The organism is Halorarius litoreus, assembly GCF_024362405.1.
Taxonomy (GTDB): domain Archaea; phylum Halobacteriota; class Halobacteria; order Halobacteriales; family Haloarculaceae; genus Halorarius; species Halorarius litoreus.
On sequence record NZ_CP101454.1, the window covers coordinates 304,566 to 329,995 of the forward strand.

General features: G+C 66.2%; 29 protein-coding genes and 1 tRNA gene. 14 read left to right on the top strand and 16 right to left on the bottom strand.

The window, feature by feature from the left end:
• Window position 1: 1 nt before the first annotated feature.
• Together NL126_RS01600 and NL126_RS01605 are read left to right on the top strand one after the other, a co-directional pair.
• Entirely contained in the window at window positions 2-634 is a 633-nt protein-coding gene (locus NL126_RS01600) for a DUF7114 family protein (RefSeq protein ID WP_255197154.1), read from the top strand.
• Between the two features lie 29 nt (window positions 635-663).
• Window positions 664-735, top strand: a tRNA-Thr gene (locus NL126_RS01605).
• A 94-nt stretch (window positions 736-829) separates the two neighbouring features.
• Here the strand turns inward: NL126_RS01605 and NL126_RS01610 are convergent.
• The 3 genes from NL126_RS01610 to NL126_RS01620 all read right to left on the bottom strand — a co-directional run bounded on the left by NL126_RS01610 (window position 830) and on the right by NL126_RS01620 (window position 2,478).
• A complete protein-coding gene (locus tag NL126_RS01610; RefSeq protein WP_255197155.1) occupies window positions 830-1,222 on the bottom strand; it encodes a DUF5518 domain-containing protein in 393 nt (130 codons plus the stop codon).
• Window positions 1,223-1,284: 62 nt separating this feature from the next.
• The gene (locus NL126_RS01615) at window positions 1,285-2,208 is read right to left on the bottom strand and encodes a metallophosphoesterase family protein (RefSeq protein ID WP_255197156.1); all 924 of its coding nucleotides are present in this window, start codon (window positions 2,206-2,208) and stop codon (window positions 1,285-1,287) included.
• A gap of 27 nt (window positions 2,209-2,235) precedes the next feature.
• Window positions 2,236-2,478 carry a hypothetical protein gene (locus NL126_RS01620; protein ID WP_255197157.1) on the bottom strand — a complete coding sequence of 81 codons (243 nt, stop codon included), beginning with the start codon at window positions 2,476-2,478 and terminating at the stop codon, window positions 2,236-2,238.
• Here NL126_RS01620 and NL126_RS01625 point away from each other — a divergent pair, their 5' ends adjacent.
• Window positions 2,479-2,748, top strand: coding sequence for a DUF2238 domain-containing protein (locus NL126_RS01625; RefSeq protein ID WP_255197158.1), 270 nt, complete (start codon window positions 2,479-2,481; stop codon window positions 2,746-2,748).
• Window positions 2,749-2,750: 2 nt separating this feature from the next.
• On the opposite strand, the gene NL126_RS01630 is transcribed toward NL126_RS01625, so the two are convergent.
• Together NL126_RS01630 and NL126_RS01635 are read right to left on the bottom strand one after the other, a co-directional pair.
• Window positions 2,751-3,197, bottom strand: coding sequence for a hypothetical protein (locus NL126_RS01630; RefSeq protein WP_255197159.1), 447 nt, complete (start codon window positions 3,195-3,197; stop codon window positions 2,751-2,753).
• Between the two features lie 228 nt (window positions 3,198-3,425).
• A complete protein-coding gene (locus NL126_RS01635) occupies window positions 3,426-4,076 on the bottom strand; it encodes a helix-turn-helix domain-containing protein (protein ID WP_255197160.1) in 651 nt (216 codons plus the stop codon).
• Window positions 4,077-4,224: 148 nt separating this feature from the next.
• Here NL126_RS01635 and NL126_RS01640 point away from each other — a divergent pair, with 148 nt between their 5' ends.
• The 4 genes from NL126_RS01640 (at window position 4,225) to NL126_RS01655 (ending at window position 8,647) form a co-directional block, all read left to right on the top strand.
• Complete coding sequence (locus NL126_RS01640; protein WP_255197161.1) at window positions 4,225-5,181, top strand: ferritin family protein; 957 nt, start codon at window positions 4,225-4,227, stop codon at window positions 5,179-5,181.
• A 350-nt stretch (window positions 5,182-5,531) separates the two neighbouring features.
• Window positions 5,532-6,596 (top strand): isocitrate lyase, encoded by a 1,065-nt coding sequence (gene aceA / locus NL126_RS01645; RefSeq protein ID WP_255197162.1) that lies wholly within the window; start codon window positions 5,532-5,534, stop codon window positions 6,594-6,596.
• 233 nt (window positions 6,597-6,829) lie between these two features.
• A complete protein-coding gene (gene aceB, locus NL126_RS01650) occupies window positions 6,830-8,137 on the top strand; it encodes a malate synthase AceB (RefSeq protein WP_286670841.1) in 1,308 nt (435 codons plus the stop codon).
• Window positions 8,138-8,260: 123 nt separating this feature from the next.
• Window positions 8,261-8,647 (top strand): DUF4112 domain-containing protein, encoded by a 387-nt coding sequence (locus NL126_RS01655; RefSeq protein WP_255197163.1) that lies wholly within the window; start codon window positions 8,261-8,263, stop codon window positions 8,645-8,647.
• Here the strand turns inward: NL126_RS01655 and NL126_RS01660 are convergent.
• The gene (locus NL126_RS01660; RefSeq protein WP_255197164.1) at window positions 8,644-9,375 is read right to left on the bottom strand and encodes a TMEM165/GDT1 family protein; all 732 of its coding nucleotides are present in this window, start codon (window positions 9,373-9,375) and stop codon (window positions 8,644-8,646) included. The two genes, NL126_RS01655 and NL126_RS01660, sit on opposite strands and share 4 nt — an antisense overlap.
• A gap of 371 nt (window positions 9,376-9,746) precedes the next feature.
• The gene (locus NL126_RS01665; RefSeq protein WP_255197165.1) at window positions 9,747-10,127 is read right to left on the bottom strand and encodes a hypothetical protein; all 381 of its coding nucleotides are present in this window, start codon (window positions 10,125-10,127) and stop codon (window positions 9,747-9,749) included.
• A 76-nt stretch (window positions 10,128-10,203) separates the two neighbouring features.
• Between NL126_RS01665 and NL126_RS01670 the strand changes: the two genes are divergently transcribed.
• A complete protein-coding gene (locus NL126_RS01670) occupies window positions 10,204-11,145 on the top strand; it encodes a lamin tail domain-containing protein (protein ID WP_255197166.1) in 942 nt (313 codons plus the stop codon).
• A 3-nt stretch (window positions 11,146-11,148) separates the two neighbouring features.
• On the opposite strand, the gene NL126_RS01675 is transcribed toward NL126_RS01670, so the two are convergent.
• Window positions 11,149-11,610, bottom strand: coding sequence for an NOB1 family endonuclease (locus NL126_RS01675; protein ID WP_255197167.1), 462 nt, complete (start codon window positions 11,608-11,610; stop codon window positions 11,149-11,151).
• The gene (locus tag NL126_RS01680) at window positions 11,610-11,846 is read right to left on the bottom strand and encodes a PRC-barrel domain-containing protein (protein ID WP_255197168.1); all 237 of its coding nucleotides are present in this window, start codon (window positions 11,844-11,846) and stop codon (window positions 11,610-11,612) included. The genes NL126_RS01675 and NL126_RS01680 overlap by 1 nt, the downstream gene beginning before the upstream one ends.
• A gap of 135 nt (window positions 11,847-11,981) precedes the next feature.
• Here NL126_RS01680 and NL126_RS01685 point away from each other — a divergent pair, with 135 nt between their 5' ends.
• Both NL126_RS01685 and infB read left to right on the top strand, forming a co-directional pair.
• Window positions 11,982-12,500: a plastocyanin/azurin family copper-binding protein gene (locus NL126_RS01685; RefSeq protein WP_255197169.1), complete on the top strand. Its 519-nt coding sequence runs from the start codon at window positions 11,982-11,984 to the stop codon at window positions 12,498-12,500.
• 71 nt (window positions 12,501-12,571) lie between these two features.
• A complete protein-coding gene (gene infB / locus NL126_RS01690; RefSeq protein WP_255197170.1) occupies window positions 12,572-14,386 on the top strand; it encodes a translation initiation factor IF-2 in 1,815 nt (604 codons plus the stop codon).
• A 1-nt stretch (window position 14,387) separates the two neighbouring features.
• Here the strand turns inward: infB and NL126_RS01695 are convergent, their stop codons facing one another.
• Window positions 14,388-15,482 (bottom strand): hypothetical protein, encoded by a 1,095-nt coding sequence (locus tag NL126_RS01695; protein WP_255197171.1) that lies wholly within the window; start codon window positions 15,480-15,482, stop codon window positions 14,388-14,390.
• 167 nt (window positions 15,483-15,649) lie between these two features.
• Here NL126_RS01695 and NL126_RS01700 point away from each other — a divergent pair, with 167 nt between their 5' ends.
• Complete coding sequence (locus NL126_RS01700; RefSeq protein ID WP_255197172.1) at window positions 15,650-15,826, top strand: DUF8015 family protein; 177 nt, start codon at window positions 15,650-15,652, stop codon at window positions 15,824-15,826.
• Here the strand turns inward: NL126_RS01700 and NL126_RS01705 are convergent, their stop codons facing one another.
• Window positions 15,827-16,147: a DUF5811 family protein gene (locus NL126_RS01705; protein ID WP_255197173.1), complete on the bottom strand. Its 321-nt coding sequence runs from the start codon at window positions 16,145-16,147 to the stop codon at window positions 15,827-15,829. It lies immediately after the preceding gene.
• A gap of 67 nt (window positions 16,148-16,214) precedes the next feature.
• On the bottom strand, window positions 16,215-16,694 hold the full coding sequence (locus NL126_RS01710; protein WP_255197174.1) for a pyruvoyl-dependent arginine decarboxylase: 480 nt from the start codon (window positions 16,692-16,694) through the stop codon (window positions 16,215-16,217).
• 94 nt (window positions 16,695-16,788) lie between these two features.
• Between NL126_RS01710 and NL126_RS01715 the strand changes: the two genes are divergently transcribed.
• Window positions 16,789-17,298: a hypothetical protein gene (locus tag NL126_RS01715; RefSeq protein ID WP_255197175.1), complete on the top strand. Its 510-nt coding sequence runs from the start codon at window positions 16,789-16,791 to the stop codon at window positions 17,296-17,298.
• A gap of 190 nt (window positions 17,299-17,488) precedes the next feature.
• Here NL126_RS01715 and pdxS read toward each other — a convergent pair whose 3' ends face one another.
• Window positions 17,489-18,394, bottom strand: coding sequence for a pyridoxal 5'-phosphate synthase lyase subunit PdxS (gene pdxS, locus NL126_RS01720; protein ID WP_255197176.1), 906 nt, complete (start codon window positions 18,392-18,394; stop codon window positions 17,489-17,491).
• Window positions 18,395-18,614: 220 nt separating this feature from the next.
• Here pdxS and NL126_RS01725 point away from each other — a divergent pair, with 220 nt between their 5' ends.
• The gene (locus NL126_RS01725) at window positions 18,615-19,376 is read left to right on the top strand and encodes a DUF1405 domain-containing protein (RefSeq protein WP_255197177.1); all 762 of its coding nucleotides are present in this window, start codon (window positions 18,615-18,617) and stop codon (window positions 19,374-19,376) included.
• A gap of 12 nt (window positions 19,377-19,388) precedes the next feature.
• Here NL126_RS01725 and NL126_RS01730 read toward each other — a convergent pair whose 3' ends face one another.
• Both NL126_RS01730 and NL126_RS01735 read right to left on the bottom strand, forming a co-directional pair.
• Window positions 19,389-22,073 carry a valine--tRNA ligase gene (locus NL126_RS01730; protein WP_255197178.1) on the bottom strand — a complete coding sequence of 895 codons (2,685 nt, stop codon included), beginning with the start codon at window positions 22,071-22,073 and terminating at the stop codon, window positions 19,389-19,391.
• A gap of 793 nt (window positions 22,074-22,866) precedes the next feature.
• Window positions 22,867-23,259: a nucleotidyltransferase domain-containing protein gene (locus NL126_RS01735; RefSeq protein WP_255197179.1), complete on the bottom strand. Its 393-nt coding sequence runs from the start codon at window positions 23,257-23,259 to the stop codon at window positions 22,867-22,869.
• Window positions 23,260-23,597: 338 nt separating this feature from the next.
• On the opposite strand from NL126_RS01735, the gene NL126_RS01740 reads away from it, so the two are divergent.
• Entirely contained in the window at window positions 23,598-24,305 is a 708-nt protein-coding gene (locus NL126_RS01740; RefSeq protein ID WP_255197180.1) for a DUF1003 domain-containing protein, read from the top strand.
• A 201-nt stretch (window positions 24,306-24,506) separates the two neighbouring features.
• Here the strand turns inward: NL126_RS01740 and NL126_RS01745 are convergent, their stop codons facing one another.
• A complete protein-coding gene (locus NL126_RS01745) occupies window positions 24,507-25,403 on the bottom strand; it encodes an HFX_2341 family transcriptional regulator (RefSeq protein WP_255197181.1) in 897 nt (298 codons plus the stop codon).
• Window positions 25,404-25,430: the final 27 nt, after the last annotated feature.

Genomic DNA, 25,430 nt, shown 5'->3' on the forward strand with positions numbered 1-25,430 from the left:
GATGGATGAAGCCGCCGCGGTCCGCCGGGCCGCACTCGAGGCGGTCGGGGACGTCACACCGCCTCGACTCCGCGACGACATCGAGGCGTTCGTCGCCGACGGCTCGCTGCTCCCCGGCGTGCTCACGCTCGCGACTGCGACCGCGGCGGGGGCGGATGCGACGGAGTACGTCGACCGCGCCGCCGGGGTCCAGCTCATCTACGATGGCCTCCGGCTCACCCGAACCCTCGCCCACGAGGACCCGTGGACGACCGGTGACCGCCGCAGTGCAGACATGGACATTCTCGCGGCGGACGTGCTCGTCGCCCGTGGCTTCTACCTGCTCGCGCACACCGGCGCAGCGACCGCTGCGGTCGGCGTCGTCCGTGCGTTCGGTCGCGACCAGACCGACCGCCGGGACGCCCCCGACCCCGACCGGTTCGACCGGCAACTGGAGACGGACGTGCTCGACCTCGCAATCACGACGGGCGCCGCCGGCGACCGACCGGCCGGCGTCACCGACATCGTCTCGGAACTCGTCGCGGCGTGGGACGGCCGGTTTCCCGACCCCGAACAGGTCGTCGACGACGCGTTCCGCGAGCGACTCGTCGCCGTGACAGGCAGTGCCGGGCGGCCGCTGAATCGAAACGACTAAAGACAAAACCCGGCTACCGATAGTTGCCTGCCTGGGTAGCTTAGCGGTAAAGCGCGTCCTTGGTAAGGACGAGAGCCCGGGTTCAAATCCCGGCCTAGGCTCTTTTGACGAACGCGACGCCACGAGCGCCAGCGCACGCCAGCGGTGTCGCCTCCGAAAACCCAGCGTCGAGCCACCCGAACGACCGCAGGCCGTTCAGGCCGTGGGGCGGCCCGTGGGCTCGCGGTCGGGACCCATCATCCCGCCGATTGCGCCACCCACAGCACCGGGAATGCCCGTCGCGACGACGAGGAGGAGGATCGCGACCCCCACGCCGAAGCCGGCGAGTCCCAGCGCGAGCGTTCCCAGGAGGAGCAGGAACAGGGCGGCGATGAGTCCACCGAGCGTGGTGGCGAGGAGCCCGTGGAGCGCACCGCTGCCGAGCCCTTCCCGGGCGTAGTAGCCGGCGACACCGCCGGCGATGAGCCCACTCAACCCGGTGCCGATGATGGGGAGCGTCGCGTCCGTGAACGGCAGCCCGATGCCGCTCACGAGGCTGATAATGAAGCTGGCGACGATACCGTACAGGACAGCCATCCATCTGACCATGGATGAACCTCGTCAGTTGTTACGTTAAACAGGAGTTACGTTAAGAGACCACAATGTGCCCATTACACGTACACTGCGGTACTGTCTGGTGGGTTGTTCCCACCCGTTTCGTGCCGTATAGAGGTCACGACGGCCATGCGAGGGTGGGTGGTACCGTGAGCGCGACGCAACGGCACGCGACTTGTCCGGTGATGATCAGCGGCCGTCGTACCTGGTGGTGGATGGCGTGGAGCCGACCGGGGAGTCGACCACGTCGGCGCCGACAAGCCATCAGCCTCGACCACGGTTCGGGTGGGAATCGGGGGGCCGGTGCTCGGTCGACGGGTGAGCAACCGTTCCAGGAGCGTCAGCTCGTTCGGCAGTTCCTTGTCGATGACCTCGTACTCGACGACGACCGCACCGTCCTCGGCGTACACCCGGACGTAGTTCAGACAGTACGATGGATAGAACACCCGGGGAAGCAGTCCCAGCACTACCGACTTTCGGTGGAGTCGCTTCAGCCACGTCCCCGTGTTCACGACGACCCGGTCGTCGACCGCCGTGACGGCGGCACGGTGGGTGTGTCCGTAGATGAACACCGCCACTTCGAGGTGCGCCTCGAAGACGTCCTGGGCCGCCTCGACGTAGCGGTCACTGACAGTCTCGGGGTCCTCGCCGCCGACGAGGCCGAACCGCTCGAGCGTGCGTCTGACGTCCCGCACGACGAAGAAGAGCGGTATCGAGACCAGTGTGAGAATGACGATGATGGCGACGTTGACGACGAGTACGATGTCGCTGAGGACGCCGATGACGCTCAGCTGGGCGAGCAAGTCGACCACCAGTTCGTTCGGCAGCGACCAGACGCCGGTCGCGTAGAGCAACAGCACGACGATGTACAGCAGGCTCACGTTGAACAGCAGGAGGAACGGGACCGCCGCGTACCGGAGGAACGGGCTCATATCCCGGTAGAAGTAGTTCGAGAGCATCCAGTCGGGGATCTGCGTCATCGGCGTTACCGACTGGATGTCCTTCAGTCAGTTGAACTTCCCTCGCTTCGAGAGCCGTCCCGCTCGGCTCGTGATGTGCTGGTTCACGTAGTAGCCCGGTGGGTTGGCGTACGGGTTGCCGAAGTCGGGGCTCTCGTTGTTCGGGTCCCGCTGTTGGCCGTGTTCGATCCAGAGCACCCGGTCGCCGACCTCGCGGGTGATGACGACCTCCTGTTCGAGCGTGACGTTGTACGCGGCGAGTCGCTCGACGAGCACACGGAGTCCATCCACATGTCACCCCGGTTCCGCTTCGCGTTCATCCTCGTGTTCGTCATGGCGTTCGGGGTCGTGTGGGAGCTGCTGGAGTTCTACATCAGCGTCGCCTCGGTGCTGCTCGGGATGGACACCGTCCTCACCCAGTACGGGCTCGGCGACACGCTGCTCGACCTGTTTTACAACAGCCTCGGCGGCCTGCTCGTCGCCATCTTCGGGGCGGCGTACCTGTCCGGCGTCTCCGGGCAGCTCGCCGACCGGCTGGATACGGCAGCGGCCAAACGCTGAGCTCAGTCCCCAGCGTTCGGGTTCTCGAGGTACGACGCTTCGAGCGCGCGAGCCGATTCAGGGCGGTCGACGTACCGGCGGTCGACGGTGGCCAGCACACTCCCGAGGAGCCCGAAGCTCACGAGGACAGCGAGCAGTTCCTGACGGCCCACGCTCGCGACGGCCCGGACCAGCGAGAGGTCGAACGCGAGGAGCCCGAGATACGTCACCGCGAGCGCGACGACGGCCAGCATGAACCCGTCGACGTACTCGGTGCCGGTCGGTTCGGGCCGTTCCCTGACGGCGACGACGAGGACGACCGTCGCCGAGAACGCGAACGTGAGCCCAAGCGCCCACGTCGTGACGGTCGTCTCGCCGACGATGAACAGGTAGCCGAGCCCCCAGAGAGCGAGGGCGGCCGGGAGCGAAACCGCGCCCGCGAGCCGGGCGAGGTTCGGTGAGCGGTACATTACACCCACCCTCGTCCCGGTCGGGTCGGGCGTCGACGGGCCGTGCCTGTGGTGGTTTGCGAGCGTCCGGTGGGTTCGACCGTAGCGTCCCCGTTCATTCAGTGTCGTCTCGGGACGGACTCGACGTACAAGGCCCACACGGTCGTTTCGGGAGTCGTTCGGAACGGAGCGGTTAAATGGCTCTTTCCGCCACGAGGACGGCCACGATAGGACACGACAGGGTGCCGGTCACTCCGAGACGACGGTCGAGAGCACCTTCCCCTCAACCTTTCGGAGGTGTTCGCCGACGGTCCCCGCCGAGAGCCCCACCACGCGGGCGATCTCGTCGTGGGTGGCGCGCCGCGGGACCTCGTAGTAGCCCAGTTCGACGGCGGCCTCCAGGATTTCGCGCTGGCGGTCAGTGAGCCGGGAGACGAGATGCGAGCTCTCCGGCTGGTAGTCGCCGAGCGACTCCAGCGAGATGGTGAGGTGGTCGGGGACCGCGTCGACGGCCCGCCGGATGGCGTCCGACCGACCGACGAGCGTGACCCGCACCGCGCCGTCGGGGAGGCACGTGATCGGCGGGTCGATGACGATCTCGTTCTCCTGCAGGATGCGGAGGAGTGCCTCGACCGTGTCGTTGGCGTCGATGTGGATGTACGCGAGCCCCTCGGCACCATCGGTCACGTCGGCGTCCAGCACCTCGTCGCAGGCGTCGAGCACCGCCTGCGCCCGGCCGAGGTCGCCGTGGAGCCGGTAGAGCATCACCGCCGTCCCGTCGTCGAGCAGCGTCACCTGATTGATGGACCGTCGGTCGGCGGACGGCTCCTCAGTGAGCGCCCGGTCGGCTGGATGGAGTCCCGCGCCGTCCGGCGAGATGACGACTGTCGCGTACCGCATATCGGCACGTCGGACGAGAGCCAGTTGACTGTTTCCTTCGGCGCAGTCGAGGCCGCCATCGGGACGAACAGCCGTGGTACGCCGTGACTTGAATACCCCTCGGATGGGTGGCGACAGGCCGATTGAGGCGACCGCCACACGGAGAGGTATGTCACGGTACGCCGATGCCGAACGCTCGCTCCGTCTCGACCCCGACAGCCAGTCGGGCGGCTACTTCCGCCACGCCGTCTACAATCACTGGGACCCCTACGAGGACATCGCCCAGGAGACCATCGAGACCGACCGTGAGCGGCTGGTGGCCGACGACGGTCTCCAGGAGTCGGAGTTCGACGCGCTCCGGCAGACCGTCGCGCTGTTCGGTGCGGGCGAGGAGGCCGTCACCGAGGACCTCGCGCCGCTCTCGCTGGTCCTCGACAGCATCGACGACCAGATGTTCATCTCCTCGCAGATTTACGAGGAGGCGAAACACACCCAGTTCTTCGACCGCTACTGGCGAGAGGTTATCAACCCGGTCGCCGAACACCACGGCTTCGAGGTGACGCCGCCGACCGCCGACCGCTACTTCATGGACGGCTACGCGAAGCTGTTCGACGGTACCGAGGAAGCGATGCACCGCCTGCTGGAGGACGACACGCCCGAGAACCGTGTCACGGCGTACTGTCACTACCACCTCGTCGTCGAGAGCGTCCTCGCACAGACCGGCTACTACGGCATCACGTCCTCACTCTCCGACCGTGGACCGGACATCCGGGCCGAGGGCGCACGGGAGGCGTTCCCGAACCTCCCCGGACTGGTCGAGGGCGTCAGCTACATCCGCTCGGACGAGGGGCGCCACGTCGGCTTCGGGATGCACAAGGTCCAACAGCACATCGCCGAGGACGGCGTCGACCCCGCGACGGTCCAGAACACGCTCCAGCGCCTGATGCCGTACGTCGCGGAAATCGTGAGCGACACCGACGACCTCGTCGACCCGGTGGCGCTCGTCGAGTACGCCAGCGACAAACTCACTCGCCGTGTCGAGATCATCACCGACACGCAGGCGGAGATTCCCGACGTCGAGACGCTCGTCTCGCTCGACGACTCGCCGACGCCTGCCGACGACTGAGCCGACTCGTAGCGGGGCGACGCCGCCGCATACTGATTCTAATTTCGCTTTCGCGCGTGCTTACGCCGGAAACAGACTGCCGATTACGGCCCCATGCGAGAGATTCTCAATCCCTTATATTCCTTCCCGTCGAATAATGAGTCCCCACTAATTAACCAATATTAACATTATAATTCATAACAGTTTTGTACCCGTCTGCATCACGATGAGGTGCACATGATGAGCGACACACAGTCCGTGCGGTCACCGGCGACCGCGGCCGCAGGGCCGCAACGGCCGTCTTCGCCCGGGCTGTGCTCGTTCGCGCCCGAGAGAGCCGGCTCGACCGGTGACTCGGAGGATATCTAACAATGGGACACAACAACGACGGAGAGGACAAGGTCGCAAGCCGAGTCCAGAACACGGAATCGATCGTTCGCGACGTCGACAACGCCGCCGCGCGCGAGCTGCGCGACAAGCTGAACAACCAGGACTACGTCTTCGCTCCCGGTCTCTACCACGCGCTCGACGCCCGCCTCGCCGAGATGGCCGGGCTCGACGCCGCGTACATGTCGGGCTACTCGACGGTGCTGGGCCAGTTCGGCTTCCCGGACCTCGAGATGGTCACGATGACCGAGATGGTCGAGAACGCCAAGCGCATCGTCGAGGCGACGAACCTGCCGGTCATCGCCGACTGTGACACCGGCTACGGTGGCATCCACAACGTCCGACGCGCGGTCCGCGAGTACGAGAAGGCCGGCGTCGCCGCCATCCACATCGAGGACCAGACGACCCCGAAGCGCTGTGGCCACATCGCGGGCAAGCAGATCGTCTCGCGCGAGCAGGCGAAGGCCCGCTTCTCCGCCGCAGTCGACGCGAAGCAGTCCGAGGACACCATCATCATCGCCCGCACGGACGCCTACGGCTCCGCCAACGGCGACTGGGAGGAGCACCTCGAGCGCGGCCGGATGTACGCCGACGCCGGCGTCGACCTCGTCTGGCCCGAGATGCCCGACCCGTCGCGTGAGGACGCGGTCAACTACGCCGAGACCATCCACGAGACCCACCCCGACCTGAAGCTCGCGTTCAACTACTCGTCGAGCTTCGCGTGGTCCGAGGAGGAGGACCCGCTCACGTTCCAGGAGCTGGGCGACCTCGGCTACAAGTACCAGTTCATCACCCTCTACGCGCTGCACTCCGGTGCACACGCGGTGTACGAGGACATGAAGAACATCGCGGAGAACGACGAGGAGGCGCAGTGGGACCTCGAGGGTCGCTACCTCGGCCACGAGACCGAGAGCCACCACGAGCTCTCGTTCGTCTCGCGCTTCCAGGACATCGAGGCGCAGTTCGACCCCGAGGCGAAGAAGCGGATGGAGGAGTCCGCCGGCTTCACCGAGGAAGAGTCGGACCCGGTCACCTCGAACGACGACTGAAGGGTCGCCGCAGTGACAACCGGCGACGACTGAAGGGTCGCCGTCGAGCCATCCGGCGACGACTGAAGCGTCGGTTCGCACCGACATCGACCCCCGCGAGAGGAGGTCACAACTCATCGAATTTCTTTCGCCCGGCCGATTAGCGTAGAGGCCATATTCCGCCGCCATACCGTGAATTCTGGCCGATTCGGCCACCTTTAATACCGGTCAACTGGACCCTTCGAGTGACTCAGATGTCTATCGACAAGCGCAACCACGACCGGAAGTTCGTCCGGACGTTCTTCACCTCGCCCACCGCGGTCGAGGGGGAGGACGACTCCGCGAAGATGATTCGAAGCGCCTCCCAGCTCCGCGGGATGCAGGCACCCGACGTGTGGGTGCCGGACAACGAGGACGCCACGGCCCCCTCGATGCGCGACGAGGGCGCGGCGAACATCGTCGAGGTCGTCTCGGAGAACGGCGCCGACTTCCCCGGCGAGATTCACCCGCGCGTCGTCTGGCACCGCGACAGCCCCAGCACGCGCTATCAGGGGTTCCAGCACATGCTCCAGATCGCCGACCCCGCGAAGGACGCGGTCGAGCACATCGACGGCTTCGTCATCCCCGAGGTCGGCGGCATCGACGACTGGAAGAAGGCGGACGAGTTCATCACCATCGTCGAGCACGAGCACGGGCTCGAGGAAGGAAGCCTCGCGATGTCGGTCATCATCGAGAGCGGCTCGGCCGAACTCGCCATGAGAAAACTCCGCGACGAGATGGGCAAGCCGGACAACAACCTCGAGCGGATGTTCCTGCTCGTCGACGGTGAGGTCGACTACACGAAGGACATGCGCGCCATCACGCCCACCGGCGGCCTGCCGCCGTGGCCGGAGCTCCGCCACAACACCTCGCGCGGGGCGAGCGCCGCCGGCTGCATCGCCGTCGACGGCCCGTACGACGACATCCGCGACGTCGAGGGCTACAACGAGCGCATGAAGGACAACCAGGCGAAGGGGATGACCGGCATCTGGTCGCTGACGCCCGGGCAGGTCGTCGAGGCCAACACGAACCCGCTGCCGCCGCAGGAGGGCAGCTGGCGCATCGACGCCGACGGCCGCGAAGTCACCCTCACCAACGAGGACGGCGTGCAGGTGTACGAGGGCTCCCGTATCTCCCTCGAAGAGACCGGCGACGGCTACACGCTCACCGTCGGCTCGGACACGCAGGAGCTCTCCGCGGACGAACTCCGCGAGGAGCTCGTCGGCCTCACCGACTACATCCCGAGCATGGACGACATCGTCGACTCCATGGAGGAGTTCGAGGCCGCGAAGGAGGCCGGCAAGGGTGCGGTCGCCATCACGCAGTCCGCGACGCTCCGAATCGACGGCGTCGAGATCGAGGTCTCCACCGACCGGATGTGGGACGAGGCGACGTACCAGGCCGCGATGACCCCCATCGCCCTGTTCCAGGACGTCTACGAGAACCGCCCGGACCAGCACGACGACCTCGCGGAGCTCTACAGCGAGGACGTCGTCGAGCGGGCGATGGAAGTCGGCAACTGAGGACACGACCCACCGATTTTTCGCGCTGTCGCGCCCGACGAGCGGCGCGAGTACCCGAGTCGTCGACAGGTAGCGCAACCGCCAACTACCTTTTCCCGTCTCGCGCGCGTACTGCTCCACCAGATGCCCCCCGCACCACTCGACGAGACGTTCGAGGACCTGCCCGACTCCGTGAACGCCGCGGCGCTGAAGCGGATGGACCAGGTCGCGAGCCTCCTCGACGACGGCGTGAAGCTCCCCGTCGTCGGCGTTCGCGTCGGTATCGACCCGCTCATCGGCCTCCTCCCGGTGGCCGGCGACGCCATCGCCACGGTCGTCTCGCTGTATCTCGTCGTCGAGGCCGCCCGACTCGGCGTGCGGAAGCGGACGCTCGCCCGGATGCTGCTCAACATCGGACTCGACCTCGCGGTCGGGGCGATCCCCCTGCTCGGTGACCTGTTCGACGTGTTCTGGAAGGCGAACCGCCGGAATCTAAACCTCGTGCGGGCGGACCTCAGCGTCGACAGTTAACCCAACGCGAGGAGCCCCGCCGCGACGCTCGCGCCCGCGGTCGCCAGCCACCCCACGAGCGTCTCCCACACCGAGACACCCGTGAGCGTCGCCTGCAGCGTGTCGAGGCCGAAAAGCGTGAACAGAACCGCACCGGCGAGGTGGGCCGTCCGCCGGTCGAACCGATGGCTGAACCGGAAGAAGAACAGCGCGTTCAGCAGGCTCACAGGGATGATAGCGGCCATCTCGCCGGCCCAGATGGCCGTGCCGTGGGCGTACTGGGCGGCGAGCCCGATGGTGACGAGCTGCGTCTTGTCGCCGAACTCCCCGGCAGCCATCAGCGCGAAGATGGGGAGAAAGCCGCCGGCGACCGTCGGCACCTCGCGGTCGGTGAACGGGAGCGTCACCGACATCTCCTCGGGTGCTGACTGCTGGACGACGCCGCCGTCCGTCGCCGCGCCCGCCGTCGAGGCTGTGGGCGCTGACCGCCACAGCAGGACGGCGAACAGCAGGAACAGCGCCCCGGTGAACACGTCGAGATAGCGCCCCGGGAGCGCCCGCTGGAGCGCGTTCCCCACGAGGACTTCGAGAGCGGTCCAGCCGGCGAAGGCGCTCCCCGCCGCGGCGACCACCAGCCCCGGGTGGTAGCGGGTCGATAGCCCCGCGATGATGAACTGGACCTTCTCGCCGGGGAGGACCGTCAGCTGCGCGACGAACGCGATGGTCGCGACTTCGAGCCACGTCGCCACTATCGGCTCACCTCCGGCTGGTGGAGATGGCGATTCATCCGTTCTCAACCGAGGTTTAGACGTGGCAAATTTGTAAACGTTCGGAACTCGGCTAGGAACCGACCATGGAACAGTGACTGTCGACAACAGCGCTGTGAACACCTCGAAAGTCCCACCCACGATGCTAGGTTAGTCAAGCGACGCGGGGCGGACTGAAAGGGGCGACGTGCTGGCCGAAGGCGCGGACGAGTGAGCACCGCAGGTGGCGAGCCGAACGGAGTGAGGCGAGCCCCGAGGAGCGCGCTCGCCGCACCGAGGCCAGCGCGTCGGGGCTTTCGAGATGGTATCAACAGCTCTGCACCACGTACAGCCGACAGAACAGAAGAGGACTCCTAGGGCCAGATTCGGTGAGACATCGACCCCAGCGTCTTCGGGCTCGCGAACGGCGTGTCGTCGTGGGGAATCGGCCGAAGGTTCGACGTGTCGGCGAGGTACGATTCGAGGCCGGCGCGGTCGGTGTGGTCGACGCCGCCGATGGTCCACGGGGGCCAGAGCGTGAGGTGCTCGAACCGACCTTTCGAGAAGCGGGCGTACACGTCGGCCGCGCCGTCCTGTGCGACCAGCGCCACGGCACCGTCGGTCGCCCGCATCGTCTCGACGTAGTCCGGGAGGACCGCCTCACTCTCACCGGTGACCGCCTGCCAGACGTTCCGGCAGGCCTGGTGGTCGGAGTGGTCGAGCAACGTCTCCCGGAGCCCCGCGCGCGCTGTCATCGACCGTGTGTACCGTTGGCACGGGCTTAACTCCCGGGGCCACGGCGGTTATGGTCCCCCGCGACGAGATTCGAGTATGCGACGGTCCCTGCTCGCGGCGGCGCTCGCCGTGCTGCTCGTGCTCGCTGGCTGTTCGGCCACACTCCCGGCGGCGCCGGACGATTCGGCCCCGAGCGACCCCGGGAGCGCCGACCTGACCGTGACGGTCACGCGCGTCGTCGACGGCGACACCCTGAAAGTCGAGTACGCGAACGGCACCGAGGACACCGTCCGGTTACTGGGCGTCGACACGCCCGAGGTCCACGCCGAGAACACACCCGACGAGTTCGAGGGCGTGCCCGAGACCGACGCGGGGCGCGAGTGTCTCGGCCGCTGGGGCGAGCGCGCGAGCGCGTTCGCGAAGGACGAGCTGACGGGCGAGACCGTCGGGCTCACGTTCGACGAGAACGAGGGGATGCGCGGCTACTACGGCCGACTCCTCGCGTACGTGAGTTACGACGGCGGCGAGTTCAACTACCGACTCGTCTCGGAGGGGTACGCCCGCGTCTACGACTCGCAGTTCGAGCGCCGTGACCGCTTTTACCACGCGGAAGCCGAGGCCCAGCAGGCGGGGACCGGCCTCTGGGAGTGTGCCACCGAGTCGCCGCCGACGGGGACGGCGACCGGGACCGCCACCAGCACCGCGACGCCGACGGGTGCGCTCGGCATCCGAATCAACGCCGACGCCGCGGGCAACGACAACGAGAACCTCAACGACGAGTACGTCGTGCTGACGAACCGTGAGGACGAGGCCGTCTCGTTGGCGGGGTGGACGGTCGAAGACGACGCCGGAAAGACGTACGAGTTCGGCGACGTGACCCTCGACCCTGGCGCGAGCGTCACGCTCCACTCCGGGCGCGGCGACGACACCGCGAGCGACGTCTACTGGGGTCGGGACTCGGCGGTGTGGAACAACGGCGGCGACACCGTCACCGTCCGCGACGCCGACGGAACCGTGGTCGCCGAGAAGTCGTACTGACGATTAGTTCGGGTTCTTCCGTTCGAGGTCCGACCCGCAGATGGAACACCGCTCGCGGTGCTCGTCGAACTCCCGGCCACAGCCCTGACACTGGTAGATCCAGTTGCGGCGCTCGCTGATGCCCTCGGTGGCGATGACCTGCGTGCGCACGTCGAGTTCGTCCGCGACGTTCTGCATCGCGTAGTCGTCGGTGACGAGCGTGGCGTCGAGTTCGAACGCCGCCGCGAGCAGGCGGATGTCGGTGCGCGACAGCTCCGTGAGGTCGCCGGTCGTCTTCGCGGCGCGTTCGACCTGCTCGACGCTCCCCTGGTCGGGGACGTGCATCCGCATGCCGCCGCCTTCGAGCGCGTCGAAGCGGTAGCCCGAAGCGTCGTCGTCAAGCTCTTCGCGAACGAGCGGAATCGTCGCGACGTCGTCGTCGGTCGTGTAGTCGTTGATGAACGCCGACGCGTCCAGGACCTCCATCAGCGACGGATGACGATGTGGTCCTTCACCGCCTGCACGTGTCCCACCGGCACCATGTAGTGCCCGTGGTCGTCGACCTCGAAGTCGGATGAGACGTTCTCGGCAGGGTCGACGAGCAGGTGCTTCAGCGACCCCGACTTCAGGTCCATCGTGACGTTGTACAACATCCCCAGTTCGGCACCGTCGCTCCCGACGACGGACTTCCCCGACAGGTTCTCCGCGAGTATCTCGGCCATGCGCGACGGATATGTGCCCCAGCACATAAACGCCACGGGGTGTGTCTGACGCCCGTCGGCTTCCGTCGCCTCTCGCCGACGGCCTTGGGGGAGATTTGGGTCAACGCTCTTGTGTCGCGCGAGCCTCCTCCAGCTATGGACCGACGCGCCTTCCTCCGTCGCACCGCCCCGTTCGCGGTCGTCGGACTCGCCGGCTGTACGAGCAGCGACAACACATCCGAGCCCGAGGACACCCCGACGGCGACCGAGGAGTCGATGGACACGCCGACCGCGTCGCCCACCGACTCCCCGACTCCGACGGCGGAACCGACGGACTCGCCCACGCCGACGGACTCCCCGACCCCGACAGCGGAGCCGACCCCGACGCCCCAGCCCGACCTCGAAGTCGTCGTCGGCCCCGGCGGTGACCTCCGGTTCTCACCGGAGTCGTTCGAGATATCGGTCGGGGACACGGTGGTGTGGCGCTGGGACTCCGGGGGACACAACGTCTCGCCGACCCGTGTCCCCGACGACTCCTCGTGGGCGGGGCTAGACGCCACCACCTATCCGGCGGGGACGACGCACGTCCACACGTTCGATGCCGGCGGCACCTACGAGTACGTCTGCACGCCCCACCAGTCGGTCGGGATGACGGGGTCGTTCACCATCGAGTAGCCACGCGCCCGGAAACGGCGTTTTGAAAGAGTTATGTGCGGCCGCCGGCCAACACCGACAAGGGATTTTCTATGTCTGATACCGACGCCACCGACACGCCCGACGGCGGGGCCGACGACCTGCGGACGCCCATCGTCGCCGTCCTCGGGCACGTCGACCACGGGAAGACGACGCTGCTCGACAAGATACGCGGCTCTGCGGTCCAGGAGGGTGAGGCCGGTGCCATCACCCAGCACATCGGCGCCACCGCGGTGCCGCTGGAGGTCATCTCCGAGATGGCCGGCGCGCTCGTCGACCCCGACGACTTCGACCTGCCGGGGCTGCTGTTCATCGACACGCCGGGTCACCACTCGTTCTCCACGCTCCGCTCGCGCGGCGGCGCGCTCGCGGACATCGCCATCCTCGTCGTCGACGTGAACGACGGCTTCCAGCCGCAGACGCTCGAAGCGCTGGACATCCTCAAGCGCACGCAGACGCCGTTCATCGTCGCCGCGAACAAGGTCGACACCGTGCCGGGCTGGAACCCCCAGCACGACATGCCCATCCAGCAGTCCATCGACGTGCAGTCCGGGCGCGCCGAGGGCGACCTGAACGAGCGACTCTACGAGATCATCGGCGAACTCTCGGACAACGGCTTCTCCGCCGACTTCTACTGGCGGGTCCAGAACTTCCGCGGGAACATCGGCGTCGTCCCCGTGAGCGCGATGACCGGCGAGGGCGTCCCGGACCTCCTGACGGTGCTCATGGGCCTCTCCCAGCGCTACCTGAAAGAGGACATGTCCGTCGACGTCGCCGGACCGGGCGCGGGGACGGTCCTCGAAGTCAAGGATGAGCGCGGCTTCGGGACGACGCTCGACGTGGTGCTGTACGACGGCACCATCCGCGAGGACGACCAGATCGTCGTCGGCGGGAAGAACGAGCCCATCGTCACCGAGGTGCGCGCGCTACTCCAGCCGCGGCCGCTCGCCGAAATCCGGACGGAGAAACAGTTCGAGAAGGTCGACGAGGTGAAGGCCGCAGCCGGGGTGAAAATCGCCGCGCCCGACCTCGACGACGCGATGGCCGGCGCGCCCGTCCGCGTGGTGCGCGACCAGCCCGTCGAGGAGGTCATCGCCGCCGTCCAGGAGGAGCTCGCCGAAATCGAGGTCCACACCGCCGAACAGGGCGTCGTCGTGAAGGCGGACACGCTCGGCTCGCTCGAAGCCATCGCCAGCGCGCTCGCCGAGGCCGAAATCCCCATCGTCCGCGCGGAGGTCGGGGACGTCGCCCCGCGCGACGTGGCCGTCGCCTCCACCGCCGACGAGGGCAAACACGAGGTCATCCTCGCGTTCAACGTCGACGTGCTGCCGGACGCGAAGCGACAGGCGTCCGACCAGGGCGTGAAGCTGTTCGAGGACGACGTCATCTACCAGCTCGTCGAGGAGTATGAGGAGCACGTCGAGTCCATCGAGCGCGCCCAGCAGGAGCAGGTCCTGGACAAGATCATTCGGCCGTGTCGGTTCCGCGTGCTCGAAGACCACGTGTTCCGGCAGTCCAATCCGGCGGTCGTCGGCGTCGAGGTCATGTCGGGGACGCTGAAGCGCAACTCCCACGTCGTGAAGTGGACGGACGGCCAGGCGAAGCGCGTCGGCCAGCTCAAATCGCTGCAGGACGAGGGCGAGGACGTCGATTCGGCGCGGGCCGGCGAGCGCGTCGCCGCCTCCATCGACGGCCCGACGGTCGGCCGGCAGATCGACGAGGGCGACGAGCTGTGGGTCGACCTCCCCGAGAAACACGCGAAGATCCTCGAACAGGAGCTCAAAGACGAGATTCCCACCGACGAACTGGAGGCGCTGTCGATGTACCTCGACAAACAGCGGAAGCGCGACCCCTTCTGGGGGAAGTAGGCTAGTTGCTGTAGTACGCTTCGTCGAACAGTTCGACGCCGCCCTCGGTGACAACGACGATTCTGACGATGACGTCACGCCCGCTGGGGAGCGGTGTGAACCCGTCCTTCGGCTCCTGTGTCGAGAGCGTGAGGTCCCCGTCCACGATGGCGGCGTAGCGGACGTGCCCCTCCTCGAATTCGTCGCGGAACGCGGTCTCGTACGTCGTGTCATCCACAGTGACGACGATGCGCGTGCCCGCGGGCACCGGGTCACCGCCAAGGTGTTCGATGACCACCACACCGTTCGGCGTGATGCCCGCGTCCAGCTGGAGGAACAGCGCGGCGTTCGGTGGGACGCGGTCGAGCCACGCGGGCGGCTGCGGGTCGGCGTCGCCGATCTGTGAGACGCGATAGCTCGTCGTCCACGTCGTGTCCTCACCGTACTGCACCCGACTCTCGACCGAGTGGATGCGGCCGCGCTGGTCGACGACGGCGGTCACCTGCGCATCGGGGACGCCGTCCTCGCCGGTCTGGTCAGAGACCATCGCGAGCGTCACGTACCGGAGGCCGTCGCGGGTGTCGACCGACGCGACCTCGAACAGCTCGGCAGTGGCGTAGAGCTGGACGTGCGCGGCGCTCCCGGACCAGACGACGGTGTCGTCGGTGATGAACCGCGGGCGAACGGTGTACGAGACGTCACCGGCCTCGTCGCGGCGGGTGATGTCGTGGGTGGCGTTCGACCAGATGTCGCCGACGATCTCCGTGCCGTCCTCGCGGTACTCGACGGTGTGGGTGCGGACGCGGTCACCGCCGGGGACGACGGTCACGGTCCACGCCACGCGGTCGGTGGTCGTCCCCTCGTACGTCACGCGCGAGACGGACTCGGTGACGAACCCACTGGCCGTGAGTTCACGCTGGTGGGCCGCGAACAGCGCCGTCACGTTCTCGATACCGGTCTCGTTGACACCGGGCGCGAGCAGGCCGTCCGGGAGGGGCGTTCCGGTCGGCGTTGTCGTAGGAGTCACCGTCGGGGTGTCGGTTCCGCCGGGCGTGAGCGCCGCACAGCCGGCGAGCAGGACGAGGAGGGCGACCAGGAGGGTGAGCGGCCGGTGCATGACAGTAGTACGTCACGTGTCGAGGCCACCTCATCGACGAACCCCACCCGGTGAGACGAGTGCGAGACAGCGTCTCGCGCGCCGTGCCCACCGCCGGACGGGCCAGCGACAGGCGACCGCGAGCCGGCGTAATAACATTTAATTAACTCGCGACAGTACGTCGACACGTGCCCCACGAGCCCGACCAGTACGACGCCGTGTTGGCCGCGCTGCCCGCGCCGTTAGCCGCGGGGCTCGCGTGGTCGTCGGTCTCGGCCGTCGGCCCGGCGCTGGCACTGGGCGTCGGAAGTCTGGTGGCAGTCGCACCGCTGCTGTACGCGCTGTTCCTCAGCCCGCCCGCCTGACTAGCGAGCGGTCGGCTGGTGTCTGTCGGGGGTGTTCTTCGCCTCGAGCGCTGCGCCCGCCGCGATCTCGCGCGCGAGATCGTCCGGGTCCTCGGCCTCCCCGAGCGAGAACCCTGCCGAGACGACCCCGCCGCCCGGCGACCGGACGGCGACGGTCGCCTGAATCCCGTTCGGGTGCTCGATGAGCTCCGACCCGACGACGAACTCGTCGGGCAGCAGCTCTCGGGCGCGCGCGGCGACTGCGGCCCCATCACGTCGCAGTACCCGGCGCTGGTCCGGCGTCAACTCCACAGCCTCCCCTGTCGGTGCGTTCCCTCGCATCTGGATGCCCTGCCTACAGGCCATCCTCGCAAAAACCCATCGGCTTCCGTGCTAGGTTGTCACACCGTTAGATGATGGGGTCGCTCCGCCCGTACGCGGCGAGTACCACCGCCGTCGTGTACGCATCGGGGTCCGCCGGGGCGGTGACGAGCTGCAGGTCGCCGTCGGCGAACGCCCAGTCGCGGAGGTCGCGGCCAGCCGCCAGTCCGGCTTCGATGCTCTCGTGAACCACGTCGGGGTCGGTGCCCGACGCCTCGTAGAAGATGCCCCGGCCGGAGTCCTCGACCGACCACCCGAGTCCGGCACACGCCTGTTCGCTCTCGCCGGGCGCGACGGTCTGTCGGCCCTGGACCACCGTCAGGCGCTCGCCGGCGGGTCCGAGGTCCGGGGCGGTCTCGGCGACGTCGACCTCGGCCCCCGACGGGATGACGGAGGAGACGAGCGTGAGGTTGTAGTTCTCGACGCCTGCAGCGGCGAGCGCCGCGTCGTAGGAGGCCATCGCCGTGGCTGCGGAGGCGGCGCCCCAGACGACGCGGATGGGTTCCATGTGGAGACCTGAGAGGCTGGGGAGTAAACGGGTTACGAATCCGCGCGTCTCGGTCAGCCCGAACGTTTTTCGAGCCTCGACTGGATTCCCGGTCGTGTCCGAGCACCGAGACCGGTCGACGCGCGTTCGCCTGTCTGCGGTTCTCGCGCTGTGCGCCGTCGGCGTCTCGTTACATCTGTTCGCGTTGTTCCTGCTGGCGTCGAACCGCGACAACCACCTCGTCCTGTGGACCGGGCTGACCGGTGGGTTCCTCGGTGCGACCGTCGTCGGGCTCCACCGGGAGCACCGCGACGAAATCGACCGCACGCCGGCGCTCGCACTGGCGCTCGGCGGCGCGGTGCTCGCCGTCTCGACGGTTCCCGCCCTCGTCGTCTACTGCACTGGGAGTGATCCGGGAACGGCCCTCCGAGTGACGTGGTACGGGGGCATCGACACCGTCTGGGGACTGCCGTATCCGTGGGCGACCAGCGTCGTCCACAGCGGCGGCTGTCGCGCCGAAGTGTGGCCGGTCGGCTACCTGCTCGGCTATCCACTGCTGGCGTGGGGACTCTGGTACGAGCCGGTGGTCGACCGGCTCGTCGGTCGTGTAGCCGGGAGAAAATGAACAAGCGAGACGTGCATCCGCGAGCGAGTGAAACGAGCGAAGCGGTTCACCGGACGCGAACGTAGGGAGCATCCGGGACTGAGCCGCGACGAACGCGAGCAGTGCGGGAGCGAAGCTCCCGCGGGCCGGGCGAACGGGCGGCGACACCGCTCGTGAGCAGACGAAGCGAGCCGTGGGAAAACGCGGGTGCTTAGACGCCGCGACCCTGCAGCTTCTCCTCTTCGGGCATCGTCTCGTTCGCCTGGCCCTTCATGCCCTTCCCGATGCCCTTGGCGATCTCCTTCAGGGTCTCGGGGTCGTCGTAGTTGTTGACGGCTTCGACGATGGCCTCGCCCATCTTCTGGGGGTCTTCGGCGCCGAAGATGCCGGAGCCGACGAAGATGCCGTCACAGCCGAGCTGCATCATCAGTGCCGCGTCGGCGGGCGTCGCGATGCCGCCAGCCGCGAAGTTGACGACGGGGAGCCGGCCCATCTCGGCCGTCTCGTGGACGAGGTCGCGGGGGGCCTCGTTCTTGCGGGCCCACTCGTCGCGCTCCTCGTAGTTCATCCCGGAGAGCTTGCGAATCGAGCGCTGGATGTTGCGCTGGTGGGTGACGGCCTGGTTCACGTCGCCCGTACCGGCCTCTCCCTTCGTGCGAATCATCGCGGCGCCCTCGTCGATGCGGCGGAGCGCCTCCCCGAGGTTCCGCGCGCCGCAGACGAACGGCGCGGTGAACTCGCGCTTGTCGATGTGGTAGCGCTCGTCCGCCGTGGTGAGCACCTCCGACTCGTCGAGCATGTCGGCGCCCGTCGCCTCCAGAATCTGCGCTTCGGCGGTGTGGCCGATGCGGCACTTGCCCATGACGGGGATGGAGACCTCGTCGATGATCTCTTCGAGCATGCCGGGGTCGGCCATGCGCGCGACGCCGCCGCGCTTGCGGATGTCGGCGGGCACGGCTTCCAGCGACATGACGGCGACGGCACCGGCGTCCTCGGCGACGCGGGCCTGCTCGCGGGTGACGACGTCCATGATGACGCCGCCCTTCTGCATCTTCGCGAACCCGCGCTTCACGAGGTCCGTCCCCCGACGAAGCTCCTCGAGGTCGGTTTCGGTCATGCAGTGAAATTAGGAGGGGACGCACTTAACGCGTGTCCTTTGGGTGGCGTTCGCTCCGCTCACGCCACCGAACCGCGAGCGGGGAGGGACGACCCGCGAGCAGCGGGGGGACGCGAACGCAGTGTGGCGCGACCAGTGAAGGCGCCACCCGAGCGAGCCGTGGGCGTGCCGTCCACACTCCTCCGGCGTGTTTTTCTTGGGGGGGTTCCTGCACCCGAGTATGTCCGTCCGCGTCGGCGACCGGCTGAACGCCCTCGCCGCACGGTACGCCCCCGGCGGCGACGAGTCGGTGCCGGAGCCCGAACCCCTCCCGTGGTACGTCGCGCCCCTGCCGGACTGGCTGGAGGAGTTCGGCCTCCGACTCGCGTGGGTCGTCGTTCTCATCAACCTCGCGGGCACGGCCTTCGGGTTCTGGTTTTACTCGTTCCAGTTCTCGGTCACCGATCCCGTGATGTGGCCGTTCGTTCCCGATTCGCCGCTCGCTACCCTCTTCATCGCCGGCTCGCTCGCGCTCTGGAAGCTCGACCGCCACTCCGAGACGCTCGCGGTACTCGCCTTCTTCGGCTGTATCAAGCTCGGTGCATGGACGCCGTTCGTCCTCACCGTCTTCCCCGCGGAGTACCCCTCGGGGACGCTCGCGGGGCTCGGGGCCCTCGGGTTCGTCTGGGAGTACGGCCTCTACGCGTTCCTCGTCGGCAGCCACCTCGCGATGGTCGTGCAGGCGTTCCTCATCCACCGCTACGCCGGCTTCCCGGTGCGGGCCGTGGCGGTGGCGCTGCTGTGGTACGGCGTCAACGACGTGGTCGACTACTTCGTGCCCATCGTCGGCGAGCCACACCACACGTTCCTCACCGCCGAACTCGCCTCGGGCGGGCTGAACCACGGGCTGCCAGCCCACGACGTGGCTGCCGCGGGCGCGGTCGTGCTCACGATGCTGTGTGTGTTCCTCGCGCTCGCGACGCGAGCGTGGAAGTTGAAGTGAGAGAAGGACCGCCTACCGGACGATGACGATGGCGTGCTCCGTCTCGACGAACTCGCCCTCGCCGGAGTAGGTCCGGGCCTCCTCGACCGCGAACATCTCCTCGCTCAGCGTCACGTCCGCGACGTGGAGTTCACCGTCGCGAATCTCGTAGTCGCCCTGTGCGATGGCGGCCTCGATGTCGCCCACCTTGCTCCCGAACTCCGGACCGACGAGCGAGTAGTCGAGGTCGATGTCCGCGATTTCGCTGGTGATGTCCGGCGCCTCGTCGAGTCGTTCGAGCGCCGCGACGTGCATCGCCCCGGCGATGGCGTCCTCGAATCCCTCGATGGGGCCGTACACGGCGACCGAGTCGAGGTCGGCGTTGAGCGCCAGCCCGTTGTCGGTCTTGTAGCCGCGGAGCGCCCCCACGACTTCGAGCGCGGTCTCGCCGGCCTCACGGTCGGCTTCGTAGTCGAGCGGCTCGGGCCAGTCGGCGCGATGGACGCTCGTGTCGCCGTACATCTCGTACCACAGCTCTTCCGTGATGTGCGGGAGGAACGGCGCGAACAGCTTCAGGAACCGCTCGTGGGCGGTTCGAAGCGCGAAGGCGGTCGACGCAGTGTCTTGCTGTTTGGCGATCTCGAGGTAGTCGTCACAGAACGTGTGCCAGAAGAACGACCGGAGCTTGTCGCGCGCCTTCGAGAACTCGTAGGCGTCGAAGTGGTCGGTCACCTCGCGTGTGAGGTCGTCCATCGAGGCCAGTAGCCACTCGTCCATCTCGTTCAGCTCGGCGGGCTCGTCGGGCGATTCCGGCGCGAGACTTCGGACGAGCTTCGAGGCGTTCCAGAGCTTCTGCAGGAGCTTCTCGCCCGCCTCGAGGTCGTTCTCCTTGAACGGGAAGTCGTCGCCAACGGCCGTCCCCGCAGCCCAGAACCGCGTGGCGTCGACGGGGAACTCCTCGAGGACGGCCTGCGGCTCCACGACGTTGCCCTTCGATTTGGACATCTTCTCGCGGTTCGCGTCGAGGACGTGACCGTTGATCATCACCGACTCGAACGGCACCTCGCCGGTGTGTTCGTAGCACTTGACGACCGTGTGGAACAGCCAGAAGCTGATGATGTCGTGGCCCTGTGGTCGCAGGTCGAACGGATAGAGCTCGGGGTGGTCGAACGTGAACTCTCCGAGGTCCGCGTCCCAGTCCCAGCCGGCGTTGATGAGCGGCGTCAGGCTCGAGGTGGCCCACGTGTCGAAGACGTCCTCCTCGGGCTCGAACGCGTCGTGGCCGCACTTGGGGCACGCGTCGACGGGCGGGGCGTCCGACAGCGGGTCGACCGGCAGGTCCTCGCGGCGCGCGAGCACGGGGTCGCCGCAGTCGTCACAGTACCAGACCGGGAACGGAATCCCCGAGTCGCGCTGGCGGGAGATACACCAGTCCCACTCCAGCCCCTCGACCCAGTGTTTGTACCGGGTGAACATCTTCTCGGGGTACCAGTCCATCGAGCGGCCCGCCTCCAGATACTCCTCCTTGCGGTCGAGCATCTTCACGTACCACTGGTCGGTCACCCGGAACTCGATGTCCGTCTCACACCGCTCGTGGACCTGCACGGCGTGGGTGATGGCGCGCCGCCCTTCGAGGTAGCCCTCGGCGTCGAGCTCCTCGACGATGGCCTCGCGGGCCTCGTGGGTGGACATGCCGGTGTACTCGCCCGAGAGGTCGGTCATCGTCGCCGACTCGTCGATGGCCACCCGTAAATCGAGGTCGTGCGCCTGGTACCACTCGATGTCGTTCTGGTCGCCGAACGTACAGCACATGACGACGCCCGTCCCCTTCTCCATGTCCACGCGCTCGTCTTCGTAGATGGGGACCTCGTGGCCGAACAGCGGGACGCGCGCCGTCTTCCCGACGAGGTCCTGATTCGCGTCGTCGTCGGGGTGGACGAACATCGCCACACACGCCGGGAGGAGTTCGGGGCGCGTGGTGGCGATGGTGACGCCGTCGCGGTCTCGCGGCTCGCTCCGCTCACCGCTCGACGATTCCGAGGCTGAAGCCTCGCGCTCGGGGTGGTCTACGAGTTCGAACGTGATGTCGTTGTAGTGGGAGTCGCGCTCGGCGTCCTCGGTCTCGACCTGCGAGATGGCGGTCTCACAGTCCGGACACCAGATGGCCGGGCCTCGTTGTCGATACTCCCGGCCCTGCTCGTAGAGATCGATGAACGAGAGCTGTGAGAGCCGCTGGACGCGCGGCTCGATGGTCTTGTACGTGTTGTTCCAGTCGATGGAGACCGCGAGCGACTGCATCTCCTCGGTGAACTGCGCCTCGTACTCGCGGCAGACCTCCCGGCACAGCTCCTGGAACTCCCGGCGCTCGTAGTCCTGGTGCCGGATGTCGAGTTCTCGCTCCGTCAGTCGCTCGGAGGCGATGCCATTGTCGTCGTAGCCGAACGGGAAGAACACGTCGCCCTCTTTCATCCGGTGGTAGCGGGCGGCGAAGTCCTGCAGGGTCGAGCCGTAGAGGTGACCCATGTGTAGGCTGCCCGAGACCGTGGGCGGTGGGGTGTCGATGCTGTAGATGGTGTTCGGGTCGGTGGTCTCGTCGCCGTAGGCGTACGTCTCCTCGTCGAGCCAGCGCTGCTGCCACTTCGGCTCGGTCTCCGAGGGGTCGTACGCCCCGTCGAGGCCGGACTCCGGGTCGCGATGTTCCTGCTCCTGGTTGCTCATGTGCGTGAATGCTGCGTCCGTCGCTTAGGCTGTTCGAAAGCGGTTCGTCGCCGTCGGAAGAAGATGTGTGGCCCCTAGCGGGGGCCTACGGGTACGACGACGCGGACGGACGCCTCACCAGCACGGCCTGCGAAGGTGGGCGTCTGCATACCCGTGAGAAGCCGCGTCGGAGACTTAGGCGTTTCGTCGGCGTGTGCGGTCGTCGCGCTCGACCAAGGAGAACATGGGCGAAAGTGAACGGATGGTCGGCGCTTTCGAGGTGGTTTCACCGGCATCCACGTTTGTACCGGAGTGAGAGACTCCGTTGAAACCCGCAGTGGTGGACAGGTTGTCGAAGTGCTTCGCGAGTGGAGTTACGACCTCGACATGACAGAGTCTCTGGCTCCGGTCAAAGCTGGCGAACCGAGTGCCGCGTCGAATTACTCTTCGGACACGGAACACAGTGCTTCCATCTTAGAGACGAGGCGTCGACGTTTTCGTCGAGTTCTCCGTAGCCGTAGTCGGCTTGCTTACGGAGCTCTGAAAGGTCGTTCAGAAAACGGCCATCCGCACGTGACGCGTCACCAGCGACGACAACTTCGGACCCGAAGAGGGAGAGCACACCTCCGTGGCTAGTGGGATCGTGCCCCGGTGGTAAAGGACAGCCTGTGCGGCGTGGAAGCAAGCGTAGTACAGCCGATTGATGACAAGCGCGTCAGAGAGCTGTGCATCCCGCGCACCGTCGGCATCCGCCAGCGCTTGGCGAGCTTGCCGGAGTTGGTCTTCGATTACGGCTTCTCCGGGGGTATCACCATCAGGCATACGAACGCCCCTCAGTAACGATATTTCTGATGAAGGGGTTGCCCTCGTGCCGGTGACGTTCGAATGCGGTCTCCGAGAGGATGTGGAGTTCGACGACAGGCCCGTATTCGAGCATCGTATCATAGGCGAGGTCACGGAGCGAATCGGCGACGGCGTCCTGGTCAGCATCGTCATCGAGGACAACGAGAACGTCAACGTCGCTGGCAAGTCCGCGAGTTTCGCCGCGAATCGTCGAGCCGAAGACGTACAGCTCGGCGATGTCACCGCCATGCTGAGACCGCGCTTGGTCGACGAACGCCTCTGCTGCGACGGTGTGGGCATTGGCCGACGTGGAGCCGTTCGCGGTCTCGTTACTCATATACTCGGCTACGTCCTTCCGTGTCATCTATTTTCTCCTGGCAAGAAACGGGGCATCAGACACACCTGTTGAGGTACTCGCGGAGGTGACGTTCGTACGATGTCAGACCGACACTGACGCTGAGCAGCCGAACCGGGCGAAGATTGCTCTATCTTATCGGTCTGTGATAGGATATTGTGGTCGTGCTGCATACAGGGCGCGTGTCTTGCAGGCACACCCATACCTAAACAGTGGTAACTATGGACGCATAGTTCCCGTAGGTCAGCGAAACCGAAGATCATCAGCATCATATTGCGAAGGGGATTCGAACGCTACCTCCGATAACAGGGTGTTGAACTTTTCTTTGGGCAGAGACTACCTGGTTTATGCCTGACTCCGAATCATCCGATCACTCTGAAACGAGAACCTGTCCTATTTGCAGGGAACAGAAATCGAAAAACGATTTCGTTTCAGGAGTCCTCTTGCGTCCGTCGGTCGTCGAGTTGATCAAACGAGATCACCCCCGTTGGTCCGTCGACGATGTGGTCTGTTCTGAGGACCTTCATCGGTATCGGATGGCCCAAGTCCACGAGTTAGTCCATCGAGATCAGACCGAACTTACGCGAACCGAGCGAGACGTGCTAGAGGCGATTGGGGGACGGTCACTGGTTTCCGAGAACGTTGACGCGAGTTTCGAAGAGAAGCTATCACTCGGTGAGCTAGCAGCTGATCGGCTCTCTAATTTCGGTGGGAGTTGGACCTTCCTCGGACTTTTCGCACTCTTTCTCGGAATCTGGGTACTCACCAATGCGATTGCTCTGACACAAGCGTTCGACCCGTATCCCTTTATTCTTCTAAATCTCGTGTTGTCTTGCCTTGCTGCCATTCAGGCGCCAATCATCATGATGAGTCAGAACCGACAGGAGGCGAAAGATCGTGCACGAAGTGAGCACGACTACGAGGTCAATCTAAAAGCCGAACTCGAAATCCGCCAACTGCACGAAAAGCTCGATAACTTGCTGTTACATCAATGGCATCGGTTGATGGAACTCCAAGAGGTTCAGGCTGAACTTATCGAGGATTTGAAAGAGTAGTATCAAGCTCAATCTTAAAGTGATATGTGGGTCGTCGAAGTGTTGATATTCTCGCCAGATACGGCAAGAAGACCTATGAAACCACACGGATGACGAGGTTTGCTGCCGCTACCAAACTGCTGCATAAACCCTCTCTATGCAGCACGCCGAAACTATCAAACGCGGAGAATTTCAACAGCGCCGAGTGAGCGGAGACAATCCCTAGTCGAACTCGTCCGTCGTGTGCGCGCGCACCCACAACTCTCCAATCCGAGAGAGCCGCGTCCGGTACGACTTCCCGTGTTCTTCCTGCTCGATGTACCCCTTCCCACCGGGACCCAGTCGATCGACGTTGTAGATGACCTTCGACCGGAAGGAGTCGGTGTACTCCTCGCCGAGTTCACGGGCGAGCGTCTGGGCCAACTCGCTCACCGACTCGAACACGCCGTGTTCACCCAGGGTGAAGAGGATGAGTTCCTCGAAGGGTTTGACGTTCGAGAACGAGGCGACGGGGAGTTCGACGATGTGCGAGTCACCGAACTTCTTCGCGCCGATGGTCGTGCCACGTTCGTCGAACTCCGCGAGCAGTTCGTTCGCCGCATCCACCCGGTCGCGGATGCGGTCGTCGGCGGCACCCTCGGCGAGCAGGTCTTCGAGGAGGTCGGTCTGCGTGCGGAGCGCCTCGGCGAGTTCCGTCTCCAGGTACTTCTCGGGGGCCGTGTAGTAAGTGTGGATGTCGTCGCGGTCCTCCTCGCGCTCGACGGCGATGGAGTGCGCCGCCGTCGCGAACGCGAACGACACCGTCCGCGGCATCGAGGAGATGTTCACCCAGACCTCGTTGCCCGCGTCGAGTTCGGCGTTGATGAGGTCGTACGCCTGCTCGAACGCCGCGTCGTAGTCGTAGACGTCGCCGACGGCGTAGCGGTCCGTCTCCGCGCCCAGCAGGTTCCGGAAGTCCTTCTCCAGTTTCGCGCCCAGATTGCGAGAGTACTCCACGTTCGCCTCGCTGCCCACCGCCCCCTCCAGCAGGACGACCCGGTCCACCGAGAGCCGGTCGCGGACCAGCGGGGCGATGAGCCGGTCGTAATCGAACCCAACCGGCACGATGTGGGTCTGCATGGCCGGGGGTTCGGCCGAGGCCGGGAA